We start from the raw sequence: 20,581 nt of genomic DNA, 5'->3' as shown, positions 1-20,581 counted from the left end.
AGTTGACAGTTGACAGTTGACAGTTGACAGGTAAAATTTGGATTCAATCTTACTTCGATTGTAGCATCACGGCCAGGGCGATTTATCGCCCGAATCCATCCTTCGTTAAAAATCCCCTTCATCTACTTGAAATACAGTCAATCCCAACGATCGCCACATATCAACCACCTGCTGGCGATCGTCCAATACAAACTTAACATTATATTGCCCTGCAATCTGCTGCCGATAGATTTCCTCCTTCATAATCGCATCCTTCCTCATATCCCCAGTTTTCCGCATATAGAGACCTGCATAATTCACCTCGTATTGCCGCAACCATTGTTCAGTCTGAGGTTGACAGTCATCGGTTCTGCCCGATACTACGATAATATTAACGCTAGACTGCCACTTGCGGATGGTATCTAGGACAGGCTGATTCGGTAAATCGCGATCGCACTTTGAAGCATCAAAAGGATTTCTACCATTGAGAAGCGCTAATGTACCGTCCATATCTACAAGAATTGCATCCGGCAAATCCGGGTTATATTCCGGCGGCGCAACCGGAACCCGCACGTACTTATTGTACATCTTCATTATCACATCTTTACCCACCGAATTCAGCCTTTTCAAATCCCGTTTAATACACTCCTCCACCGGAACTTGCAGGAAAGAATCATTAACTTCAACGATGGCTTTACCCTTAACCAACTCTTTGATATGTTCGATATGCGGCCCGAAATTAGTATCGTCCACAATCACGTGCTTGCCACTTTCCAAAGCCATCAGAATAATCGTATCTCTCAACTGCACAATAAACTTTTCATTCGCCGGAGACCAATGAGAAGCGTGAGCCATTTCTCGAAGTAAATCTTTATTGCTACGCACCCATCTTGCAGGTTCAGACAGCAGCAATTCTCTCGCAAATAGAGATTTTCCAGAAGCAGGTAAGCCGACAAGTACAATAACTCTTTTCATAGTAATGGGTAATGGATAATTGGTAATTTGCAACTTAATTCTTTAGTCCGCGGAGGCGGACTTTGTTTGTGTAGTAGCGGTTTCAACCGCCGATTCTCTGCGAACCTCACAAACCTAAATTGATATAATCTAAACCCAATAACTCCTCTATCTTATGAATCGTAACATCGCGGAGAGCTTCTTTCACTCCCGCAACCCTGCGAGCCCGCAAAGAAAACAAAATCCCAGAATATGGCAAATGCTTCACAGCCAAGGCAAAATCTTTCTGAACTTCGATAGATTCGTGCTGTCTGTAAACCTCCTCGATTTCTTGAACTAACAATTCATATTTACTCTTAACTTTTTGATACAAGTCAATCCACTCGGGAAAATAAGCTAAAAACTCTTCTCCTTCATTAGTCAAAACAATTTCGATCATCCGCCGCGTCGAAAACCCTTCGCGAAGGTGGGAAATCGCCACATATTGCGGAGACTTAACCTTAACTCGGTTGAAGTTAGCATCGCAGATAATATACCCTTCTAAATCCATTGGATCTAAATGTTGAGCTGCTTCGATAACTTCTTTCCAGCTAGTTAAAGGATACGAATTGACTACTTTCCAGACATATCTGTTTGCCCAGAAAAGGGGATCTGTTTCTCGCAAGGTTTCAGTATTGCGAACCCCGTGCAGCACGATATCATTGTTTTTTTGCTGAACAACTATTCTATTATAAGGTGTCATCAACTCAAAGATAAAACACTCATCGGTTGCTTCCGGTAATTCATAGCCCAATTCTTTCCAGACTTTCCAAAACAGTTCGGCAAAGCTAAATCCAAAACCATTAACTTCACCCGCTGCATCGGGAGTGCCGCTAGATTGCACTCTCCATTCTCCCTGATAAAAATACAGTACAGTCAGAGAACCGTCTAACTTTTCATAAACTTTGGCGTGACTCCAATCAATCGCTGTGGCGTGGCCTTCCCCGTAATTAAAAAATTTGTCGTAGGGATAAGAAACTATTTCCCAGTTTTGAGATGAATCTAAAATAATACCTCGACACTGCTGGACTATTTTTTCGCCCAGCGGGGATTCTATCTGCGAGTATTTCAGGCAGACTAGATGAGGATATTGGCGGTGGCGGGTAACTTTGATATGATAAGTTTCGCACAAAGTTTCTAATCCGTGCTGGCGTAAATACTCTTGCAGTTCCACGTTTGACTCCTAAATTACTCGCCTTCTCTATTTTATCGGAAATTGCATATTTCCGTGCATTTGTAAAGAAAATTTAAACTTGCTTTTTTCCTGAATGCCTGTTGTGGCTTTTGTATTTGGGAGTTGTGTTGTAAATTAAGTGAACACGCTTGGGTGCCAAACTGGACTGTTTCGACATTGAGGACGAAAATAGTGAACAATAAATTATTACTTTTGGCGACTTCTGCGTGCGTATTGACTGCTTTAGTACCTGTATCACAAGTTTTCGGTGCGGGCAAGTTGCCGCAGATGCTGGCGGAAACAAAGCCTGTTGCTAAAGCTGATGCTGCCGTGCCTGTAAGTGAAATTTTGCCAAAGTTAAAAGGCAAAACGCAAGTACCTATTTTTATCCCCAGCTTGGTTCCTGTTTCGCAGAAACTTTACTATCGAACCCAAAGTAAACCCGACAGCTATATTGTTTCTATGGAGTTTACAGCAGATTGCAAAGGTACGGGCGCTTGCACTTTTGGGGAAATTAGAGGTCAAAAAGGTGGTGAGTTTTCTACTAAAATGGAAGGGGTAACTAAGACATTAAAAACTGTTCAACTTGCGGGCGGAGTGAAAGGAAATTTTCACGACGGTTGCGGGGCTTACTGTACGGCTAATCTTGAGTGGAAAACTCAGGGTTTTATGTATACTCTAGCCATTAGAAATGGAGGTGAAGCAAATTTAATTAAGATTGCAAATTCTGCTATTCAAGCTGGTAAACGCTAAGATAATTTGCGATTTTGTAGAGAAACGAAGCAATTTTAGTCCTGGCGATTGCTTCGTTCCTCGCAATGACAGAGAATATTATATATTTTGGGAGCCTTGAAACCAGTTAAGCTGGGGAAGCAAGAGAGAATGGTTGTGATGTCTACAGGGAAATCAGGATGAGGGGAAAAGGACTATTTTGGGCGATTTTTGCTGGTGTGGTGACTGCTTTGCCGATCGCACTTTTGACGCCCAACTCCGCGTTAGCACGTCCAGAAGTGTCTGTGACAGAAATTCGCTGGTTTAATTATACCTCCAAAGATGGCTGGCAATCCATCCAATTTATTGTGCCCGATCGCAATACTGCACAATCTACCAGCAGCCGCAAGCTGCGCCCCTACGACGTTCATCTTGCCAAGATGTTCGAGATTTCGCGTTTTTTGTGCGATCGCGATCGCACTTCTGAAGGTTACAATTGGTCTTACCAAGCCGAAAATGGCAACATTGACATGGGAATCTTCAAAATTAGCTGCGAGAAAGCCCGTTCCACCGCCATAACTTACGGATTAGGCAAACTCGAAAATACAGTCATTCGCCGCAACTTCGATCAAAAAGACGGCCGCCCTTCTCTTGCAGTTGTAAAATATTCAATTCCCACTCTGAACGTTGCTAAAAATAGAGTTTTACAGTGGAGAGATTATGTCCAAAAGTTTCCCCCAATCCCCAATAAGTCAGGTACAAATCAAGCTAAAACTCGTTTTCCTGTAAGTAACATTTTTGGGCAAATCAAAGGCAAAACACGAGTACCAGTTTTTCTGCCGAGTATGCTTCCTCTATCGGATACTCAGCAACTTGATTTTGATATCAAAGCTGGCTCCCACGGCTACATTGTTGGAATGTATTTCGGCAAAGGATGTCGCGGGGGAGCCTGTACTTTCGGCACAATTGAAGCGAAAAGAGATGAACCGATTTCGCCTCCTTCGCAATTGCCGAGAGATACTTACAGAAGTATTGAATTAGCAGGCGGAATGAAGGGAACTTATTTCAATAGTTGCGGTAATTACTGCATTGCTTCTGTTGAGTGGCAAAGGCTGGGGGTGTTGTATCGAGTAAGTCTCAAAAACGGACGGCAGTCAGATGTTGTTGCGATGGTAAATTCTGCACTTCAAGCAGGACAACGTTAATACTATTTTCGATTTTCGATTTTCGATTCCATTTGATGTACAATTTAATTGTACCTAAAAAACTAATAAGATGCCTGCGATTAGCGTTGAAGAAGCCAAGCAGAGTCTGCAAGATATCTTGGAAAAGGTGGCAAAAGGAGAAGAAGTGACAATCGTACAGGAGGGCAAAGTAGTAGCTCGTGTAGTCCCGCCCCTATCCAAGGAGCAGCGGTTAGCTAGGCGTAAAGCATTCCGAAACTCCATTAATGTCAAGGGCGAACCCCTGAGCGCAACAGTCATTAGGCTAAGGGAGGAAGCACGGTATTGATTTATATAGATACCAGCGTTCTTGTCCCCTTCTATTTACCAGAAGCTCTCAGCGATGCTGTTGATGAATTACTGAGGATTGAAGACAAACCTGCACTAAGTCAATTAGTTGAGGTGGAATTGTTTTCAGCAATTGCCCGCAAATTGCGAATGAGAGAAATTTCTGCTGAAGAGGCAAGACAAATAGTGCTCGATTTTCAAACTGACTTGGATGAAAATTTTTATACTCGCATCCCGTTAGAGCCCATTCATTACAATTTAGCTCGCGATTGGATTAGTCGCTTTGAAGTACCGTTGCGTACTTTAGATGCACTACATTTAGCAGTAGCAAGTTCTAATCAGTTGCTTTTGGTTACTGGCGATGAGGCTCTGGCTCGCAGTGCTCAGACTTTAGGAATTGAAGTTCAGTTATTGATTGCTGTAACTGAGAGCTAAAAGTTCGATCGCAATTACATCGCCCTTTTCCCCTCCTGTCTATATTTCTCTCTCCAAATCCCGCCACCTTTGAGCTAACTCTGCCGCCGGCTTCTACCGCGTTCATCCGCATTAACTCTAGGAAAATCATACATCCTCGGCTGCCTTTGGCTCGAAATGCCGATCGACTCAAGCCACCCAAGCCAACGCAAAATTGGAAACACCCTTAAAGCTCGCTGCTGCCGATCAATATCTGGTATTACTATTTTATCGCCCGAATTGTCCCAACCAGCAATTAAAGTCCCCACCTGCGGTACGCTAGATCAGGTGAATATACTGGCTCATTTCAAGCTATCCTGCGATCGATCTTATGTCCCCAACCACATCTGCCCCTTCCCGAACCGTCCGCATCGGTTCCCGCAAAAGCCAACTCGCCCTCGTTCAAACCCACTGGGTGCAAGCAGAATTACAGAAACGCTTCCCGCAACACACTTTTGAAGTCCACACCATGTCCACCCAAGGGGACATAATTCTTGATGTCGCCCTCGCTAAAATCGGCGACAAAGGACTTTTCACCAAAGAATTAGAAACGGGAATGCTGAACCGTGAAACGGACTTTGCCGTGCATTCCCTCAAAGATTTACCGACCAACTTACCCGAAGGTTTAATATTAGGATGTGTCACCGAACGGGAAAATCCCGCTGACGCCCTGGTAGTTCACTCCAAGCACAAAGACAAGCAACTTGACACCCTCCCCGAAGGTGCAGTAATCGGCACTTCTTCCCTCCGTAGGCTGGCTCAACTGCGGCACCATTTCCCTCATTTTGTATTCAAAGATATTCGCGGCAATCTCAATACTCGACTCGCTAAATTAGATGATGGCGGTTACGACGCGATTATTTTAGCAGTTGCCGGACTCGAAAGATTGGGAATGGGCGATCGCATCCACCAAGTTATCGATCCTGAAATCTCCCTCCACGCCGTCGGACAAGGTGCTTTGGGCATCGAATGCCGCGCCGGAGATCCAGAAATCCTGGAAGTTATTAAAGCTCTCGAACACTCCGAAACCGCCCAAAGATGTCATGCTGAACGCGCATTTCTGCGGGAATTAGAAGGCGGCTGTCAAGTACCCATTGGCGTCAATACCAATATAGAAAACGGTCAATTAACATTAACTGGAATGGTATCCAGTCTCGACGGCCAGCGATTCGTCAAAGATACTGTTTCCGGCGCAGCCGAGACTGCTGAAATGCTGGGAATAGACCTCGCTCACCGCCTGCGCGCCCAGGGAGCGAGTGTTATTTTAGAGGAAATCTTTGTCGAAGTTCAACGCGGTTCATAAATGCGATCGACATCTGTTTTTCACGGCTTTGAGACGCGATTTATCGCATTTGGTAAAATAAAAATAACTGGCGGTTCGCTTTTGTTTTGACAGGTACAATAGCAGTCTGATTGTAGATTTTAGATGGTGATTTTAAATAAAATTGCCAAATTCACAAATATCTGACTAATTTAGGATGCTCCGCAGGATCTTGAGAAGCCCGGTTTATGGATAGATACCTTGCTGTAATACCAATTTTTTATGAGGCCCCGTAGAATCTGATCCCCCCAGCCCCCTTAAAAAGGGGGAGCAAGAATTCAAAGTCCCCCTTTTTAAGGGGGATTTAGGGGGATCCGGATATGTGCAACTTCACATTAAATTGCTGTAAAGCCCAGGATTTTTCGTAGCAACTGGGTTTCTTTGCATCAGCCCTATCATTGTCAATATACAATCCAAAATCTCCAATCAAACATCGACAATAAATCAACAACCTATTTCAGGGAAATGCAAAATATGAGCGCTCAGGAAACTCAATTAAAGCTAGAATTGGCAAAAGTTCAGCAACTTTATCGCAAAATGCAGGCAGATCGGAAAGCTTTGCAGCAGCAATTGAAAGAGTTTAAAACTCAGACAGGAAACTTTTCCGATGTCGTCGAGCAAGTCTTGCCTTCCGTAGTTTCAGTTTACGTGATGGATTGGGATACAGGAGAAGAAATTTCTTCCGGGAGCGGCTTTTTTGTATCTCCTGACGTAATTGTCACTAACTATCACGTTATCGAAGATATTGCCGATGAAGATTACTTCTACGAGGAAGATGAAGTCGAACAGGTTTTAGTGGAAACTTACGACGGAAAGTTGAGAATGGCAGAGGTGGTATTTACAGGTAATGCGGAAGAGGATTTAGCATTGCTGTTGATTACTGGTTTTATCATCGATCCGGCGACAGGGGAACAAGTGGAGTCTCCCGAAGAATATCCTCCCCTAGAATTGTCTTTTGATGTCAAAGTGGGCGATCGGGTAATTGCTGTGGGCAATCCTATGGGACAGTTTGCTGCAACTGTAACTCAAGGTATTATTAGTGCAATTCGCGAACCGGAAGAGTATGAGGTGGGCGAGGATGATGAGGATGAGATTGCCGAGGTGAAGGTGTTGCAAACGGATGCGGCGATTAATCCGGGAAATTCGGGCGGCCCGTTGATTAATATGGCCGGTCAAGTTGTTGGGGTGAACACGTGGGGATTGGAAGATGCTGATACTATTAATTTGGCGATCGCCTCCGTTGCATTGGATGACTTCTTGGCTGGATTTGAAGAAACTTTTGAGGGTGAACCTGATGAGGAATAGTCGCTAGTTGTCGGTAATCTGTGATTCGGGCGATCGCACTTTTTGTGAAAAGATGTGAAAAGGGCGATCGCTGACTTCAGCATAATATACTGAGTATGAGTTAACAGGTAAACCCTTGAGTCCTTATAAACGCCGACAACGCTATAGGGTAATAAACTTGGTTTTTTGCGATAGAAACTCAGTCATCCAAATAGTCACTACTGGTCAAACAGTTCCATTAAAGCCAGTTAATGTGCCGCGAATTTCATACTTATTACCATAGCGCGTTTGTTCGCTTGGTGTTGCATCTAGAGGCAAAATTTGTTCTCTTAAGTCTTTTTCTAGTTGTCTTGGGTATAGTTGGCTTGTGCAAGAAATAAAGATTTATCATCTTGTAATAAAAACTTGAGCAAATACTGAGTTATTTTGGCCTCAGCAATAATGGTATCATCAGGTAGTTTCACTTACTTGATTTTGTAAGATTAGTATAGTCAATTTAAAATTATATATTATTTTCAGATTTTACAGGCCTGTAGGGGCGGGTTCGCCTAGATATTTGACACCCATCGACAAATTATCTAAACCCGCCCCAACCCAACCCAGAAATCAAAAATAAATTCAATTTAAAGTCAATCGGGGTTATTGATGGGGTCGGGCGGGTTTACAAAAATTATCTGTGGGTGACAGAATCGATCGGTTAACCCGCCCCTACAAATTTGAAATAATTACCAGTCAAACTCAAATTTGCACCTCCTTGGAGAATACTAATCAATTCATTTTGAGCCGAATCTTTGCGGTAAATTGCCGTACCAGTTTGGTTGGCTTGCGAGAAAGGAACTAACAGGTAATCATCCGCTTTACCCTGCAATTGAATACTATCTTCACTGGCATTAAAATCAGTAATCAGCGCGTAGTCACTATCGCCGTTATCGTAGTAAGTGTTATTGACATCTCCCAAGACGAAAATATCGCTCCCACCTCCACCAGTTAAAGTGTCAATTTCCTCAATTCCGGGGTTAATGGCATTGATGTCAACTCCCGTGAGGATATCATTACCATTGTCGCCTTTAAGTACATCATTGCCAAGTCCGCCGACAAGGGTATCATTGCCATCTCCACCTATTAGGATATCTTGCCCTTTTCCACCATCTAAGTAGTCATCATTGAGATTTCCCGATAACACATCTTGACCTGAATTGCCAAAGATTTTATCATTTCCTTGTTGACCGGAAATCGTGTCATCTGCTTGGGTTCCATTGATAATATCATCTTGAACCGTGCCTTGCAAACCATTATTCGGGTTAGCAAAACCGAAACCTCGACTACCAAAAACGGCATAACTCTTGCCGGGAGAATCTTGAAATAAACTGCCAGGTGCGCCAACGATTATATCGTCGATGCCATCGCCGTTAATATCTCCCCCACCGCTGACAGCAGTGCCAACTAAACCATCGGTTTCTACTCCATTTAAAACTAAGGCATTCTTACCGTTGGCTTGTCCTAAATTGAAATTAGCTGGAAATTCCTTTTTCCCAAAAATTACAAAGGTTTTGCCTGCATTGTTTTTGCTGTCAGAGTTGGCGCTGGAGGCTCCGATCAACAAGTCGTCAAACCCGTCTTTGTTGATATCTCCGGCATAGCTAAGGGCATTTCCGGCAGATGCTTCTGGATCGAAACCAGAAATTATAAAGCCGTTACTGCCGTTCAAGTCAGCCGGGTTGACAATGACAGGAAATGCTGCTTTTTTGCCAAAAATTACGTAGGTTTTGCCTGCGTTAATTCGATCGCCCACTGTCGCACCTGGAGCGCCAATTACCAGGTCTTTATTGCCGTCACCGTTAATATCTCCTGTAGCGGTAAGGGCAATTCCAGAACGTTCTTGGGGAGTGAGGCCGGCGATGACAAATCCGGTAGTTCCATTTAATTCTGGGACGTTGACGCTGCCAGTAAATCCGCCTTGCTGACCGAATATAACGTAAGTTTTGCCTGCATTAATGCCGCCGCTGGTGTTGCCACCATCTGCACCAATAATCAGGTCGGGGATGCCGTCGCCGTTGATATCGCCGCTGCTGGCAGTACCGCTAGAATTGCCGTCGATGCCGTTAATTACAAAGCCGTTATTGTTGTTAATTTCAGCTAGGTTTAAGTTAGGAGAAAAACCTGCGGTGCGGCCGTAGATGACGTAGCTTTTACCGGGTGTGCCGCCAAGGGGGCCGGGTGCGCTGATGAGTACGTCGTCAAGGCGATCGCCATTAATATCGCTAATTCCAGTGGCAAAGAGGCCGGCGTAGTCAAAGGTGTTGGTTCCTGTTACGGCAAAACCATTATTTCCGTTCAAATTAGCCAGGTTGAAGTTAGCAGGAAATCCTTTGTTTGTGCCGAAGACAATGTAAGTTTTTCCGGCATTGTTTTGACCGTTGACAGTGGCACCGAAGGCACCAATAATAAAGTCTTTGATGCCGTCGCCGTTGATATCGCCGGCACTGCTAACTGTTCCGCCGCTGAAACCTTCGGCATCGGTGCCGTTGAGGGTGAAACCATTTTGACCGTTGAGTTGGGAAAGGTTGAGGCTGGCGGGGAATTTTTGATTGCCAAAGATGACTTGACTTTTGCCTGCGGCATTGACGTTATTGGGATCGGCACCGAACGATCCGACTATGATATCGTCAATTTTGTCCCCGTTGATATCTCCGGTTTTGCTGACAGCAACTCCTGAAAAGTTACCTGCTTCTGTGCCGTTGAGGACGAAGCCGTTATTGCCGGAAAGGTTGTCAAGTTTGAGGCTGTTGATGTTGATATTAACGGTGGCGGCTTGGATTTGTTTGCCGTCTGTTAGGAGGTAGTTAAATTTATCAGTGCCGGTGAAGTCTGGGGGTGGGGTGTAGGTGAGTTGGTCGTCGCTTTTATCGTCTGGGGTGTTGTTATTGTCGAGGGTGATGATGCCTCCGGCAACTGATTTTGCGTTGAATTCTTTGATGGAGAGGGGGTCTTTTGCGGTGGTATCGTTGGCTAAGATATCTATTTTTGTGGCTGTGTTGACGGTGGTGGTGGAAAAGTCGCTGTTGGCGGTGAATGGAAGGGCGATCGCAAGTATGCTATCTGGATCGGGTGCGTTGAGTGCTTCCTCAAGAATGTCAGGATCGAAGTTAGTGAGTACGAGGTCGATGATAGCAGCTTCGCGGGTGGTGGGATTTTTGATGCGATCGCCTATTAGTTGTTCGGCTTTTGCAACATCGGCGGGGTTTAAGTCGGAGATTTTAACTTTCTGGCGGGGGTAATTTTGCAGGGTAAAGGTGTTGGTATTTTCACCCGGTTTGTAGTCGAATAGGGATTCTGCTTGACTGACTCGCCAGCTATCAGCATATTCGCCGTAAAGTTGCTGTTGGGAAACTGGTTCAGGAATTACAGTTCCGTCGCGTTTTGCTAGATCATCTTTGGGATTTTTGTTGAAGTTACCGAGTAGTCCTTTAACTTTGCCTTCGCGTTCATCGGTGAGGGAAACCTCGATATTGACGCGACTTCCTACACTTGCAACTAATTGATCGCCAGTGGGATAAACAATAGTATATTTGCTGCCTTCACGATAGATGCTGCCGTCTCCAATGGCAATTACATCATCGTTAGCAATTTGAGTTGGTTGACCATCGATTAAAAGTCCTTGATCTTTGTAAATTCCGATGCGTTTTCCACCCAAAACAGTTGCTACTGCGGTGTTGTCGGAGACATTGCTGCGAGGGTTGTTGTTAATGGGTTGTTGCCGAACTTGGATTTTTAGGTCGCCAGTGGTTGATTCTATTAAGGTGAATTCTCCGGCTGCTTGGAAGTCGTTATATTGTTTGTCGATGGTGACGATGCGAGGGTCATTGTAGGTTTTGCCACTTGTGCCTTTGTCATCATCAATAATAGTGCCCGTTGCATTAACTGTATTCACACACTCTCCCAAGCACGTACCATCCTGTTTTTTCAGAGAAAGCTTGAATGTTTCTGTCTCTTCCCGCTTCCTATCTCCAATGATTGGCACTAGAATAATGCCACCCTGTCCTGCTGGGATACTTAACTGACCTTTTGTTTCTTTATAGTCACTTCCGGCTTTTGCTGCACCATTAGCAGTGCTATAATCGATTTTTAGTGAGGTATTTGGATCTCCGCTATGCTTCACATCAAACGCAGCGTAACCCGTTGTATCTGGTTTTGATACTTCCTTGGGAACTTCAATTGTACTTCCTGTAATAATCAAATTGGGATCGGCAATGTTGTTGTGAAAAGCAATGAAGTTGTAGGCATTTGGAGAACCATCTCCCAAAGTTTCGAGAGCAATTCGACTCAATATATCTCCTGTTGGCCCTGTGAAAACCTCCACAGTGCGTTTTTGCCACTCGTAGTATTTACCACCAAAAATGAAATAGGCTTTTCCTTCCCGTGCTGTGCCTGGATCATTCCCCTCAGTTAAACTTACATCTGAAAGGGAAATAGGTGAGCAATCCTTTTTCTTTTCGGGGTAAACACCAGAATCAGCAGGATCGAGCAAATCTTTAATTTTTTGTTGAGCGAGATTAAAAGACTCCCTTACTACATCATTTTGCTCTGGGCTCCTATTTAAAGTTCTCTCCGCAGTGTCGGGATCGAGCTTTTCAATACCGTCGGGATCATCAATATAGTTGGTTATGGCATGAGATTCTACATCAAAATATTCATCAGCACCTTTGTCAAAGATATTTTGTTCTTGCGGCTTTTTTGATGATGGATATTTTGATATGTTGTCAGGCTGTGGACCTTGTATGTCAGGAACAGGTAGAGGAAGCTTTAACACACCATTGATAATCCCGCTGAGTGCTGCTTTAGTTAACGCTTTATTAGACCCATTTGAAATATCATCGCTACGAACCAGAGAACTAACTTTTTCCCCTGAAACTCGACTATAATTTGTAAAAGGGGAAATAGCTAAAATTTTTGTTCTTTCTCGAATTTCTGGGGAAAGATTTTCAGCAATTTGTTCTGCAAAGAAATTGCCTTGAGAATGGGCAATAATCAAATACTTAGGGCGCGGTGTATCACAACAATTTTCTAGAGCTTTTTCTTTATTCTTCTGTTCAAGTTCCTCGATTTTACCAACGAAATAACTTTTATATTTCTCTCCCTCCTCATCTGAAAATGGAAAAAGTGCTTGAATATAGGATTGAACAATATCTCCGCCACCACCTTTTAATAAAAAATCAGCTCCTGTAGCTAGGACTTTCGCTGGCAAACTACCGGATTGATTTGCTAGTTTTTTCAATGTCTCATTGTCTACCCCGGATTTATTATGTTTTTGTTCTTCTTTTGGGAGTAGCGATTCGCCATAACCAGCTTTATCAAGGAGATTTTTAATTGCTGGCAAGTCTTTCGTATAGTAGTCTTCCTCTGGGACTCTAAGTCCATTGATATAAAATGTGTACACTGGAGCTTTCTTATCAGAGGAGTTACCACAGTCATCTGATGCAGTATTATTAGAATCTGTTGCCTGCTCGATCGCCCTCAATTCCCCATCCAAAACAACGATCGCCGAATCATCCTCACCCTTCAACCCCGCCAATTCCCCCTGACTCAACATCTTACCTTGAACCAAATCCGAAAAAATCTCCCCCTCATCCCCGATCGCATCTACACTATTAATCTGCGAATCAACAAAATGCCCAAACTCTTCCAGCAAAACACCCGCAACAGCCGTAACATTCCCCGCATTTTTGGCAAGGAATTCCCGCGACAGATAAATCTTCCCAGTCGCAGCCGCAAACGCACCCAAAGCACCATTAATCTCAGCTTCGGAACGAATTTCAATCTCTGGAAATTCGCTAAAATCTCCCTGTGCCCAAGCTGATGCTAACTTGACTGCTTTCTCAACATCAAAGCTGTTGCCGAATGCTACCTGCATCTTCGCCAGAAAATCTGGAGTTGTCGCCAAAATGCTGAGGGAATTCTGCGCGATGCCTGCGGCTGTCTGCGCGATCGCACTTCCCATAATCAAAGCGCGATCCTCGACACTCGTACCCACTTCAGTACCGAAAAACTCATCATCTGTTAGCCATTTCATAATCCGATCTCCTCAAAAAAACTATTTGTTTGCCAAAAAACAAAAAGCCGGAGAAGCGGCGATCGCACATAATGCGAAATCACCACTTCCCCAGCCCACCGCTGAGCCTCTCGTCAGTCTCGAACTAGGTTTTGTGTTTATTTAGATGATTCAAACTTTAACGCTGACAGCTCTCTCAGCCTTGCAGCGTAGATGCACTTTTGCTTTATGCACCTTAAATTGATAAGGTACACCATCTTAGTCGATTTGTCAATATCCTACATCGCACTTACTTCCTCGAACTCCACTTACTAACTTCTTCATCGTCAATAAAGAACTTATAATAAGTCGAACCCTTGACAATTACCCGAATCGCATTGGTCTTTTCCCTTTCACTTTCAATTGTCACCTTCCCAAACCCAGTTTCTTGCCAAGTTTCCTCCAGAATCTTCTCAACCTGGTCAAAAACTTGTTTAACAGTATGTCTTTGAACGTTGTGCGATGATGACATATTTGGTTCCACCTTCTGAGTTGACTTAGATTTACTATTGCTGTCGCCTGCTTTCCGATCGCGATCGCCTGCTGCATCCTTTGATACCAATCTCATAGCTTTTTACTCCCTAAATTTCAGCCTCTATATAGATTTCGGAAATAGCCCTATGTTTTTACGCATAGTTCCAGCTTTTGTAACAATCATTTACACGATCGCTCCCAGTGTCGCAGACGATGACGCACAGCATCGCACAACAATTAGCAGCCTTGCATCCGCACAATTCCCATCCGCCAGAAACTCCATACTTCTTACCTCCAAAATGGTGTTTGCAAAAATTTAATTATTGAATAACTTTTTAACCCGTAACTCAGTGTAAAATCAATACACATTCAAAACTCACAATTGTGCAGTCACACGCAGCAGTCACCAACCTCTGACATTTCGCTGCCCTACGCGATCGCACTTAGGAAATCCGACTTTTTTAAACATCCCAGGGGTTCACACCCCTAAGATCGCACTGACCTAGGCAAACCACCCATGAATCAAGCAGAATTTATCAGTATTTACAACAAATTAGGCAACAAATGCCGACAAGTTTTACAGCAAAAACTAGCTGGAACACCCAATAAACAAATCACCAAAATTATCCAAATTAAATCAGAAGCAACTGTACGCCAACATTTGACAACAGCATATCAAGCATTTGGCTTAGGAGACGACAAGCGCTCTAGCTGGTCAGATTTGCAGTCATTGTTTTTTCAATTCATGCCCGAATTAATCCCAACGAAACTAGAACCACAACCATTAAATTCTCGCTGGGTAGAACGAACTTCAGATATTACTAAACTCCAAAAATGGACATCAGAAAATTTCAAAATTTTGATAGTAGTAGGAGAAGGCGGCATCGGCAAAACTACCTTAGCACAGCAATACTTGGCCAGTTGCCAATTTGAAAAAATCTTAGATATGAAAATTGCCCTAACTCCCGAAAACTTGCGGAGTGCCGATTCATTTGTGCAGACTTGGCTGCAACAAGATTTTCAAGAAGATGCACCCAGAGATTTTAGCCTTAGTTTAAACTTACTAGAAAAAAAATTGCGTCTAATCAAAGTTGCAATTTTCATAGATAACTTAGAGCCTGCTTTACGCAACGGTATGTTTTTACCTGAATACCGCAATTATGTAGAATTGCTGCGGGTACTCAGCGATCCAAGAATCAAAGGAGTCACGCTGATCACCAGTAGAGAAAAATTAAAAGAACCTGACATCAGAGGTGTTCAAACTCACACTTTAACAGGCTTGAGTCCAGAAGCATGGCAACAATATTTTGAATATCCCAAAACTTCAGAAGATTTACAATCTCTGCAAGAAATGCACGCACTCTATAAAGGCAATGCTCTGGCAATGGAAGTGCTGTATAATGATATTCAAAATAATTATGATGGAGATATTGCCGAAGCTTGGCAACAAAACCGCCAAGAATTACAGCAGCTAGATCCATTTTCGTTTCTTATCAACAATCAATTAAATCGCCTCAATGCTCACTCTCATCAAGCTTACCGTTTGCTATGTCGTTTGGGAGCTTGTCGGTATCAAGAAATTGAATGGTTGCCAGATACTTGCATCAAAGCTTTGCTGTGGGATGTGACACCAGCAGAACAATTGAAAGTAACGCGGCGGTTGTGTGACTATTCCTTGCTACAATTACATCGGGGTAAATACCGAATGCACCCAGCAATTCGGGCGGCGGGTTTGAATCAGTTGCAAAAGAGCAGCGAATGGGAGCAAACTCAAAGGGCGATCGCACAACATTGGTTTTCTAGTGTAGAACACATTCAATCCCCTCAATTAGGTTTGCAAGTTTTAGAAGCTTATTATCATTTCCGAGAAATTGAAGATTATGATTCAGCTTGGGATGTATTGTGCCGTCCTGCTATACCTATTTTACCAGAAGAATTATTTCTATATTTTTTATCTTGGGGATACATCAGCCAAACACTAGAATTAGCAGAAAAACTGGTAAATCGAGTTTCGCCTAACCGGGAGGCAAGTCTGTATCGCTGCATCGGTGACTGTCACGCCTATCTACTAGCGGATGGTTTTGAAGTAGCTTTAGAATATCACCGCCAAGCTCAATTTGCTGCTAAGCGTGAAGGCGATAAATGGACAGAATTTAACTCTTTTAGTGATATGGGTTTGTGCTATATTGCTGCTGGTGAATACGAGTTAGGATTAGCGATTTATCAGGCCAAACTTAATCTAGCTTTATCTCCTGTATCTCCTGCAATTCAATCTCGGCTAAATAGTTGCTATTGCGAAGTTGCTCTGTTGCACTCTTATTTAGGACAAGCGAGTGAGGCGAAAGCAGCATTGAAAGAAGCTACAAGACACTTGCAACAACCTTTAGAAAGTGTTCCGCCTTGGCAAGCTTGCTGGGATTTGAATATGGCTGGTTTAGCTCAAAAACATATTGGCGAGTACGAACAAGCTAAGCAAACTTTAGAGCAAGTTGTGGCGATCGCACAAAATTGCAACTTTACATCAGACATCGCCCGTGCCTGGTATATTTTAGGTGACGTTTTTCGAGAAAGTAATGATTTTTCAGCGTCTTTGAAATATCAAAACCAAGCTATTGAATTTTATACCAAAATTGGTGCTAAGTACGAATTAGGGATTAGCAATTATTACATTGGCTTGACATATCGCGACTTGGGACAGTTAGAAATAGCGGCAAAACATTGGCAAAAAGCTATTAAAATATTCGAGGCAATGAAAAGTCCTAAGCAAGTGAATAAAGTTCTCGATTGTCTAAAATAATTTGAGACTTGAGATTTAAAATTAACTCTAAAAAAGATTTGAAATTTGAGATTTGAGATTTACTCCACAGCCTGTACTGGCAGCTTTAACTAATACCTATTATGAAACATCTTGCCACCTATAGATTCTACGCGAGCATCTTTATGCACTGAGGCTAAGCCGTGTCCCGCGCGGGTAGCTTAAAGAAACCGGGTTTCTGGGTTAGGACTTACTCTTGTAGAGACACCGATTTATAACGTCTCGCCACACAGCAACTCAGATTTATACTTGTTTTTTGCACGGCACGTTAACATTGTGCCGCTACCCATTTAAACTTGATCTAGCCTAACTATCCCAAGGAACACAAAAAAATAATGCGAATTTTATTTGTATCCGCCGAAGCGGCACCCCTAGCCAAAGTGGGCGGTATGGGCGATGTCGTCGGCGCTTTGCCTAAATTTCTGCGCCGCATGGGTCACGATGTCCGCATCTTCATGCCCTACTACGGCTTCGTCCCCGACAAAATGGACGTTCCCAAAAAACCTGTTTGGAATGGGGCGGCCATGTTCCAAAGCTTCTCCGTCTTTGAAACTCTTTTGCCGGGAACCGATGTACCTTTATACTTATTGCAACATCCATCTTTCTTACCACGCCGGGTTTACGGCGGCGTAGATGAAGATTGGCGGTTCACTTTCTTTGCCAATGCTGCCGCTGAATTTGCCTGGAATCACTGGAAACCACAAATTATGCACTGTCACGACTGGCATACGGGGATGATACCTGTTTGGATGAAGCAAGACCCCGATATCAGCACAGTTTTTACTATTCACAATTTAGCTTATCAAGGGCCGTGGCGCTGGCGTTTGGATCAGATGACTTGGTGCCCTTGGTATATGCAAGGTCACAATACAATGGCTGCGGCTGTACAGTTTGCCGATCGCGTAAATACAGTTTCGCCCACCTACGCCGAACAAATCAAAACCCCAGCCTATGGGGAAACTTTGGAAGGTTTGCTATCTTTCCTCGGCGGCAAAGTATCAGGTATTTTGAACGGAATTGATACAGAATCTTACAACCCAGAAACTGACAAGTACCTCCACCAACAATTCAGTGTTGATACTATTGACAAGCGCCCAGTTAACAAAATTGCGCTGCAAGAAGAAGTCGGTTTGGAAGTGAATAAAAATGCCCTGTTAATCGGCATGGTGACGCGGCTAGTAGAACAGAAGGGATTGGATTTGATCATTCAAATGCTCGATCGCTTCATGGCCTATACCGACGCTCAGTTTATTGTACTCGGAACTGGCGATCGCTACTACGAAACCCAACTCTGGCAAATGACCGCCCGCTATCCCGGCCGAATGTCCACCCAATTACTCTACAACGACGCCCTCTCCCGCCGCATTTACGCAGGCTGCGACACCTTCCTGATGCCCAGCCGTTTCGAGCCCTGCGGCATCAGCCAAATGCTCGCCCTCCGCTACGGTTGCGTCCCAATGGTGCGCCGCACCGGCGGTTTAGTCGATACTGTATCTCACAACGACCCGATTAATGATACCGGCACAGGTTACTGTTTCGATCGCTACGAACCCCTCGACTTATTCACCTGCATGATCCGAACATGGGAAGGTTTCCGCTACAAAGATAAGTGGAAAGAACTGCAAAAGCGCGGCATGAAAGAAGATTTTGGCTGGGACATTTCTGCCAGAAAATATGTCAACTTGTACAGCGAAATTCTCGGCATCTCACCAGACGAAATCGCACCGGAACCGGAAACCGAATTAATCATTGGTAAAGGTTAATCTCTTTCTTTGTAGGGTGCGTCAGGCGTTATTGTCGCTTTAATGAGTAGGATATTTGCTGACGCACTCGAAAACGTGTCATTGCGAGGCACGAAGCAATCTCTCTTACCCTGCGATTGCTTCGTGCCTCGCAATGACATCATCTAAATTTCTATTCTTCCTTCTTCCTTCTTCCTTCTTCCTTCTTCCTTCTACTCAATTAATCAACAAATAAATCGAGAGGTAAATGACCGTAAGTCCCGCTAACTCCATCTTCCGAGGAAAATTGGCACGATACTAACACGCCCCGATAAGTTCCAGGATAGCCATCAACATAATATGAACCCTTCAAAGTATTGAACTTAATATAAACCGAACCACTAAATGCAGCAAAAGCACTTGGATCTAAAACAGCATCATATCCCAAAGCCTTCAAATAAGTTGCTAAAGCTGCAAAACCCTCATCCGTCGAAGTCGCGCAAACTCCAAGCATTTGGTAATCCGACAAACTTGCTACCAGCAAAATCGCTTCACGCAGCGCCTGTTTTTCCAGTGGCGATGCTACAGATTGCATATCCAGACAAGTAAAATCCTTGAGGATTTGCTGTGCTGCTTCTACAGTTAGGGTAGTCGGGTTGTGAGTAGACATCAATTGCTCTGATATTTCCAAAAAGTACGATCGACACTCGGGTACTCGTCAGTCGATTTTAGATTTTAGATTTTAGATTTTAGATTGACTCCATAGATGAATCTGGGAGATCCAACCAAAGTCTAAATTTGGGGAATCTTTACGACTCCTGTCAAGGGCTTGCATCCCTATCCAGGTGAGGTCAACGGATTTCTGCCATTGCAACCCTCGATCGACAGCCGTAACACTCGCGCCAGCCCCGATTATAACGCATTTTGGGTTCTCGGAAGCATTTTGGGCGATCGGCTTACGGCATCCACACTCTACCTAGATTCCAAAGAAATACCAAAAAAAATGTCAAGTTAGCTGAATTTGCCTCTATTAATGGTAGAGGTAAAAAGCACACAACTTGGTAAAGAAAGTATGAGCTTCGAGCAATTGTTAGAAAACATAAAATTCCTGGAAAATTTTCTTTTTAGACTGCTACACAAAGTCAAACTGATTTACTTATTGGTGATATTTGCCATCAGTATAGGTATTTCTGGCTGGACAGTAGAATCTAACTTCACCAGAATCCCTATAATCGGTTTTCACAACATTGTAGACACTCGCAATCCCGCCGACTTACCACCTCGGAGGCTCGCTTTTCCCACTAACTACACCAAACAAGACTTGTCAGTATTTTTAGAATATCTAATTAAAGAAAACTATTGGTTTTTATCATCTCAAGACTTGTACGTATACTTTATTGACAAGTCGCAGCCAATACCCGCTAAAAATCTCGGTCAAAAACCAATCATGATAACCTTTGACGACGGCTACAAAGGCGTTCATGAAAATGCACTTCCAATATTAGAAAAGTTGTCTGTAACCAACAAAGAAAAGGGTAAATTTGTGTTATTTGTCAACCCTCACTTTTTAGGTATTGATATGGGCAAAGATTTTTTAGCACACACTACTTGCAACGATTTAAGAGATGGATATCAAAAAGGTTTTTATGACATTCAGTCACACGGTTTTACTCACAAAGACTTAACTAAGGTGAGCGGAAAAGAATTAGAATTTGAAATTGCAAAATCTAAGTTAGAGTTGAGAAAATGTCTGGGGGATTTAGACAAAAATAAAGTTATCGGCGCTCACATCGCCTATCCCTACGGCGCATCAGACTCGGAAGTGGAAGATATTTTGCCTAAATATCATTTAAGTGGCTTTTTGTACAATGACCATTTATTTAGAGTAAACCGACTGGAAAATAACTACCGCATCTCTCGCATCACTGTCGATAAAAATACGTCGCCTACAGATTTAATTAGCGGGACTTAAACAAATTTTAAGCCCAAACAAGGCCTAAACTGGCTTTATAAGCCGAGAATACGTCCCAATTTTGGTTCAACCATTTCACAAATCT

Annotated in this window: 15 protein-coding genes; 10 read left to right on the top strand and 5 right to left on the bottom strand. The window is 43.4% G+C overall.

Going from position 1 to position 20,581, the window contains the following annotated elements; all coding sequences use genetic code 11:
* Positions 1-105: 105 nt before the first annotated feature.
* Positions 106-954: an AAA family ATPase gene (locus JGK22_RS10810; protein WP_293176971.1), complete on the bottom strand. Its 849-nt coding sequence runs from the start codon at positions 952-954 to the stop codon at positions 106-108.
* Positions 955-1,060: 106 nt separating this feature from the next.
* Positions 1,061-2,146 (bottom strand): T4 RnlA family RNA ligase, encoded by a 1,086-nt coding sequence (locus JGK22_RS10805; RefSeq protein ID WP_293216983.1) that lies wholly within the window; start codon positions 2,144-2,146, stop codon positions 1,061-1,063.
* Positions 2,147-2,338: 192 nt separating this feature from the next.
* Between JGK22_RS10805 and JGK22_RS10800 the strand changes: the two genes are divergently transcribed.
* The 6 genes from JGK22_RS10800 (at position 2,339) to JGK22_RS10775 (ending at position 7,447) form a co-directional block, all read left to right on the top strand.
* Positions 2,339-2,899, top strand: coding sequence for a hypothetical protein (locus tag JGK22_RS10800; RefSeq protein WP_293216980.1), 561 nt, complete (start codon positions 2,339-2,341; stop codon positions 2,897-2,899).
* Positions 2,900-3,057: 158 nt separating this feature from the next.
* On the top strand, positions 3,058-4,062 hold the full coding sequence (locus JGK22_RS10795) for a hypothetical protein (RefSeq protein ID WP_293191440.1): 1,005 nt from the start codon (positions 3,058-3,060) through the stop codon (positions 4,060-4,062).
* A 70-nt stretch (positions 4,063-4,132) separates the two neighbouring features.
* Complete coding sequence (locus JGK22_RS10790; protein WP_293210913.1) at positions 4,133-4,369, top strand: type II toxin-antitoxin system prevent-host-death family antitoxin; 237 nt, start codon at positions 4,133-4,135, stop codon at positions 4,367-4,369.
* Entirely contained in the window at positions 4,366-4,803 is a 438-nt protein-coding gene (locus tag JGK22_RS10785; RefSeq protein WP_293312855.1) for a type II toxin-antitoxin system VapC family toxin, read from the top strand. Before JGK22_RS10790 ends, JGK22_RS10785 begins: the two co-directional genes overlap by 4 nt.
* A gap of 349 nt (positions 4,804-5,152) precedes the next feature.
* Positions 5,153-6,124, top strand: a complete 972-nt coding sequence (gene hemC / locus JGK22_RS10780; protein ID WP_293176980.1) for a hydroxymethylbilane synthase — start codon at positions 5,153-5,155, stop codon at positions 6,122-6,124.
* Positions 6,125-6,616: 492 nt separating this feature from the next.
* On the top strand, positions 6,617-7,447 hold the full coding sequence (locus tag JGK22_RS10775; RefSeq protein ID WP_293216977.1) for a S1C family serine protease: 831 nt from the start codon (positions 6,617-6,619) through the stop codon (positions 7,445-7,447).
* 676 nt (positions 7,448-8,123) lie between these two features.
* Here the strand turns inward: JGK22_RS10775 and JGK22_RS10770 are convergent.
* Both JGK22_RS10770 and JGK22_RS10765 read right to left on the bottom strand, forming a co-directional pair.
* Positions 8,124-13,496: a VWD domain-containing protein gene (locus JGK22_RS10770; protein WP_293312853.1), complete on the bottom strand. Its 5,373-nt coding sequence runs from the start codon at positions 13,494-13,496 to the stop codon at positions 8,124-8,126.
* A gap of 268 nt (positions 13,497-13,764) precedes the next feature.
* The gene (locus JGK22_RS10765) at positions 13,765-14,082 is read right to left on the bottom strand and encodes a hypothetical protein (protein ID WP_293312851.1); all 318 of its coding nucleotides are present in this window, start codon (positions 14,080-14,082) and stop codon (positions 13,765-13,767) included.
* A 52-nt stretch (positions 14,083-14,134) separates the two neighbouring features.
* Here JGK22_RS10765 and JGK22_RS10760 point away from each other — a divergent pair, with 52 nt between their 5' ends.
* The 3 genes from JGK22_RS10760 (at position 14,135) to glgA (ending at position 18,566) form a co-directional block, all read left to right on the top strand.
* Positions 14,135-14,308 carry a hypothetical protein gene (locus tag JGK22_RS10760; RefSeq protein ID WP_293312849.1) on the top strand — a complete coding sequence of 58 codons (174 nt, stop codon included), beginning with the start codon at positions 14,135-14,137 and terminating at the stop codon, positions 14,306-14,308.
* A gap of 197 nt (positions 14,309-14,505) precedes the next feature.
* A complete protein-coding gene (locus JGK22_RS10755) occupies positions 14,506-16,785 on the top strand; it encodes a tetratricopeptide repeat protein (protein WP_293312847.1) in 2,280 nt (759 codons plus the stop codon).
* A 353-nt stretch (positions 16,786-17,138) separates the two neighbouring features.
* A complete protein-coding gene (glgA, locus tag JGK22_RS10750; RefSeq protein WP_293177010.1) occupies positions 17,139-18,566 on the top strand; it encodes a glycogen synthase GlgA in 1,428 nt (475 codons plus the stop codon).
* 199 nt (positions 18,567-18,765) lie between these two features.
* On the opposite strand, the gene JGK22_RS10745 is transcribed toward glgA, so the two are convergent.
* Entirely contained in the window at positions 18,766-19,194 is a 429-nt protein-coding gene (locus JGK22_RS10745) for a DUF1824 family protein (RefSeq protein ID WP_293177012.1), read from the bottom strand.
* Positions 19,195-19,596: 402 nt separating this feature from the next.
* Here JGK22_RS10745 and JGK22_RS10740 point away from each other — a divergent pair, with 402 nt between their 5' ends.
* Positions 19,597-20,496, top strand: coding sequence for a polysaccharide deacetylase family protein (locus JGK22_RS10740; protein ID WP_293312845.1), 900 nt, complete (start codon positions 19,597-19,599; stop codon positions 20,494-20,496).
* Positions 20,497-20,581: the final 85 nt, after the last annotated feature.

The organism is Microcoleus sp. PH2017_08_TRC_O_A (genome assembly GCF_020738665.1).
In the GTDB taxonomy this organism is placed as follows: domain Bacteria; phylum Cyanobacteriota; class Cyanobacteriia; order Cyanobacteriales; family Microcoleaceae; genus Microcoleus.
This window is presented reverse-complemented; position numbering and strand designations above follow the sequence as displayed.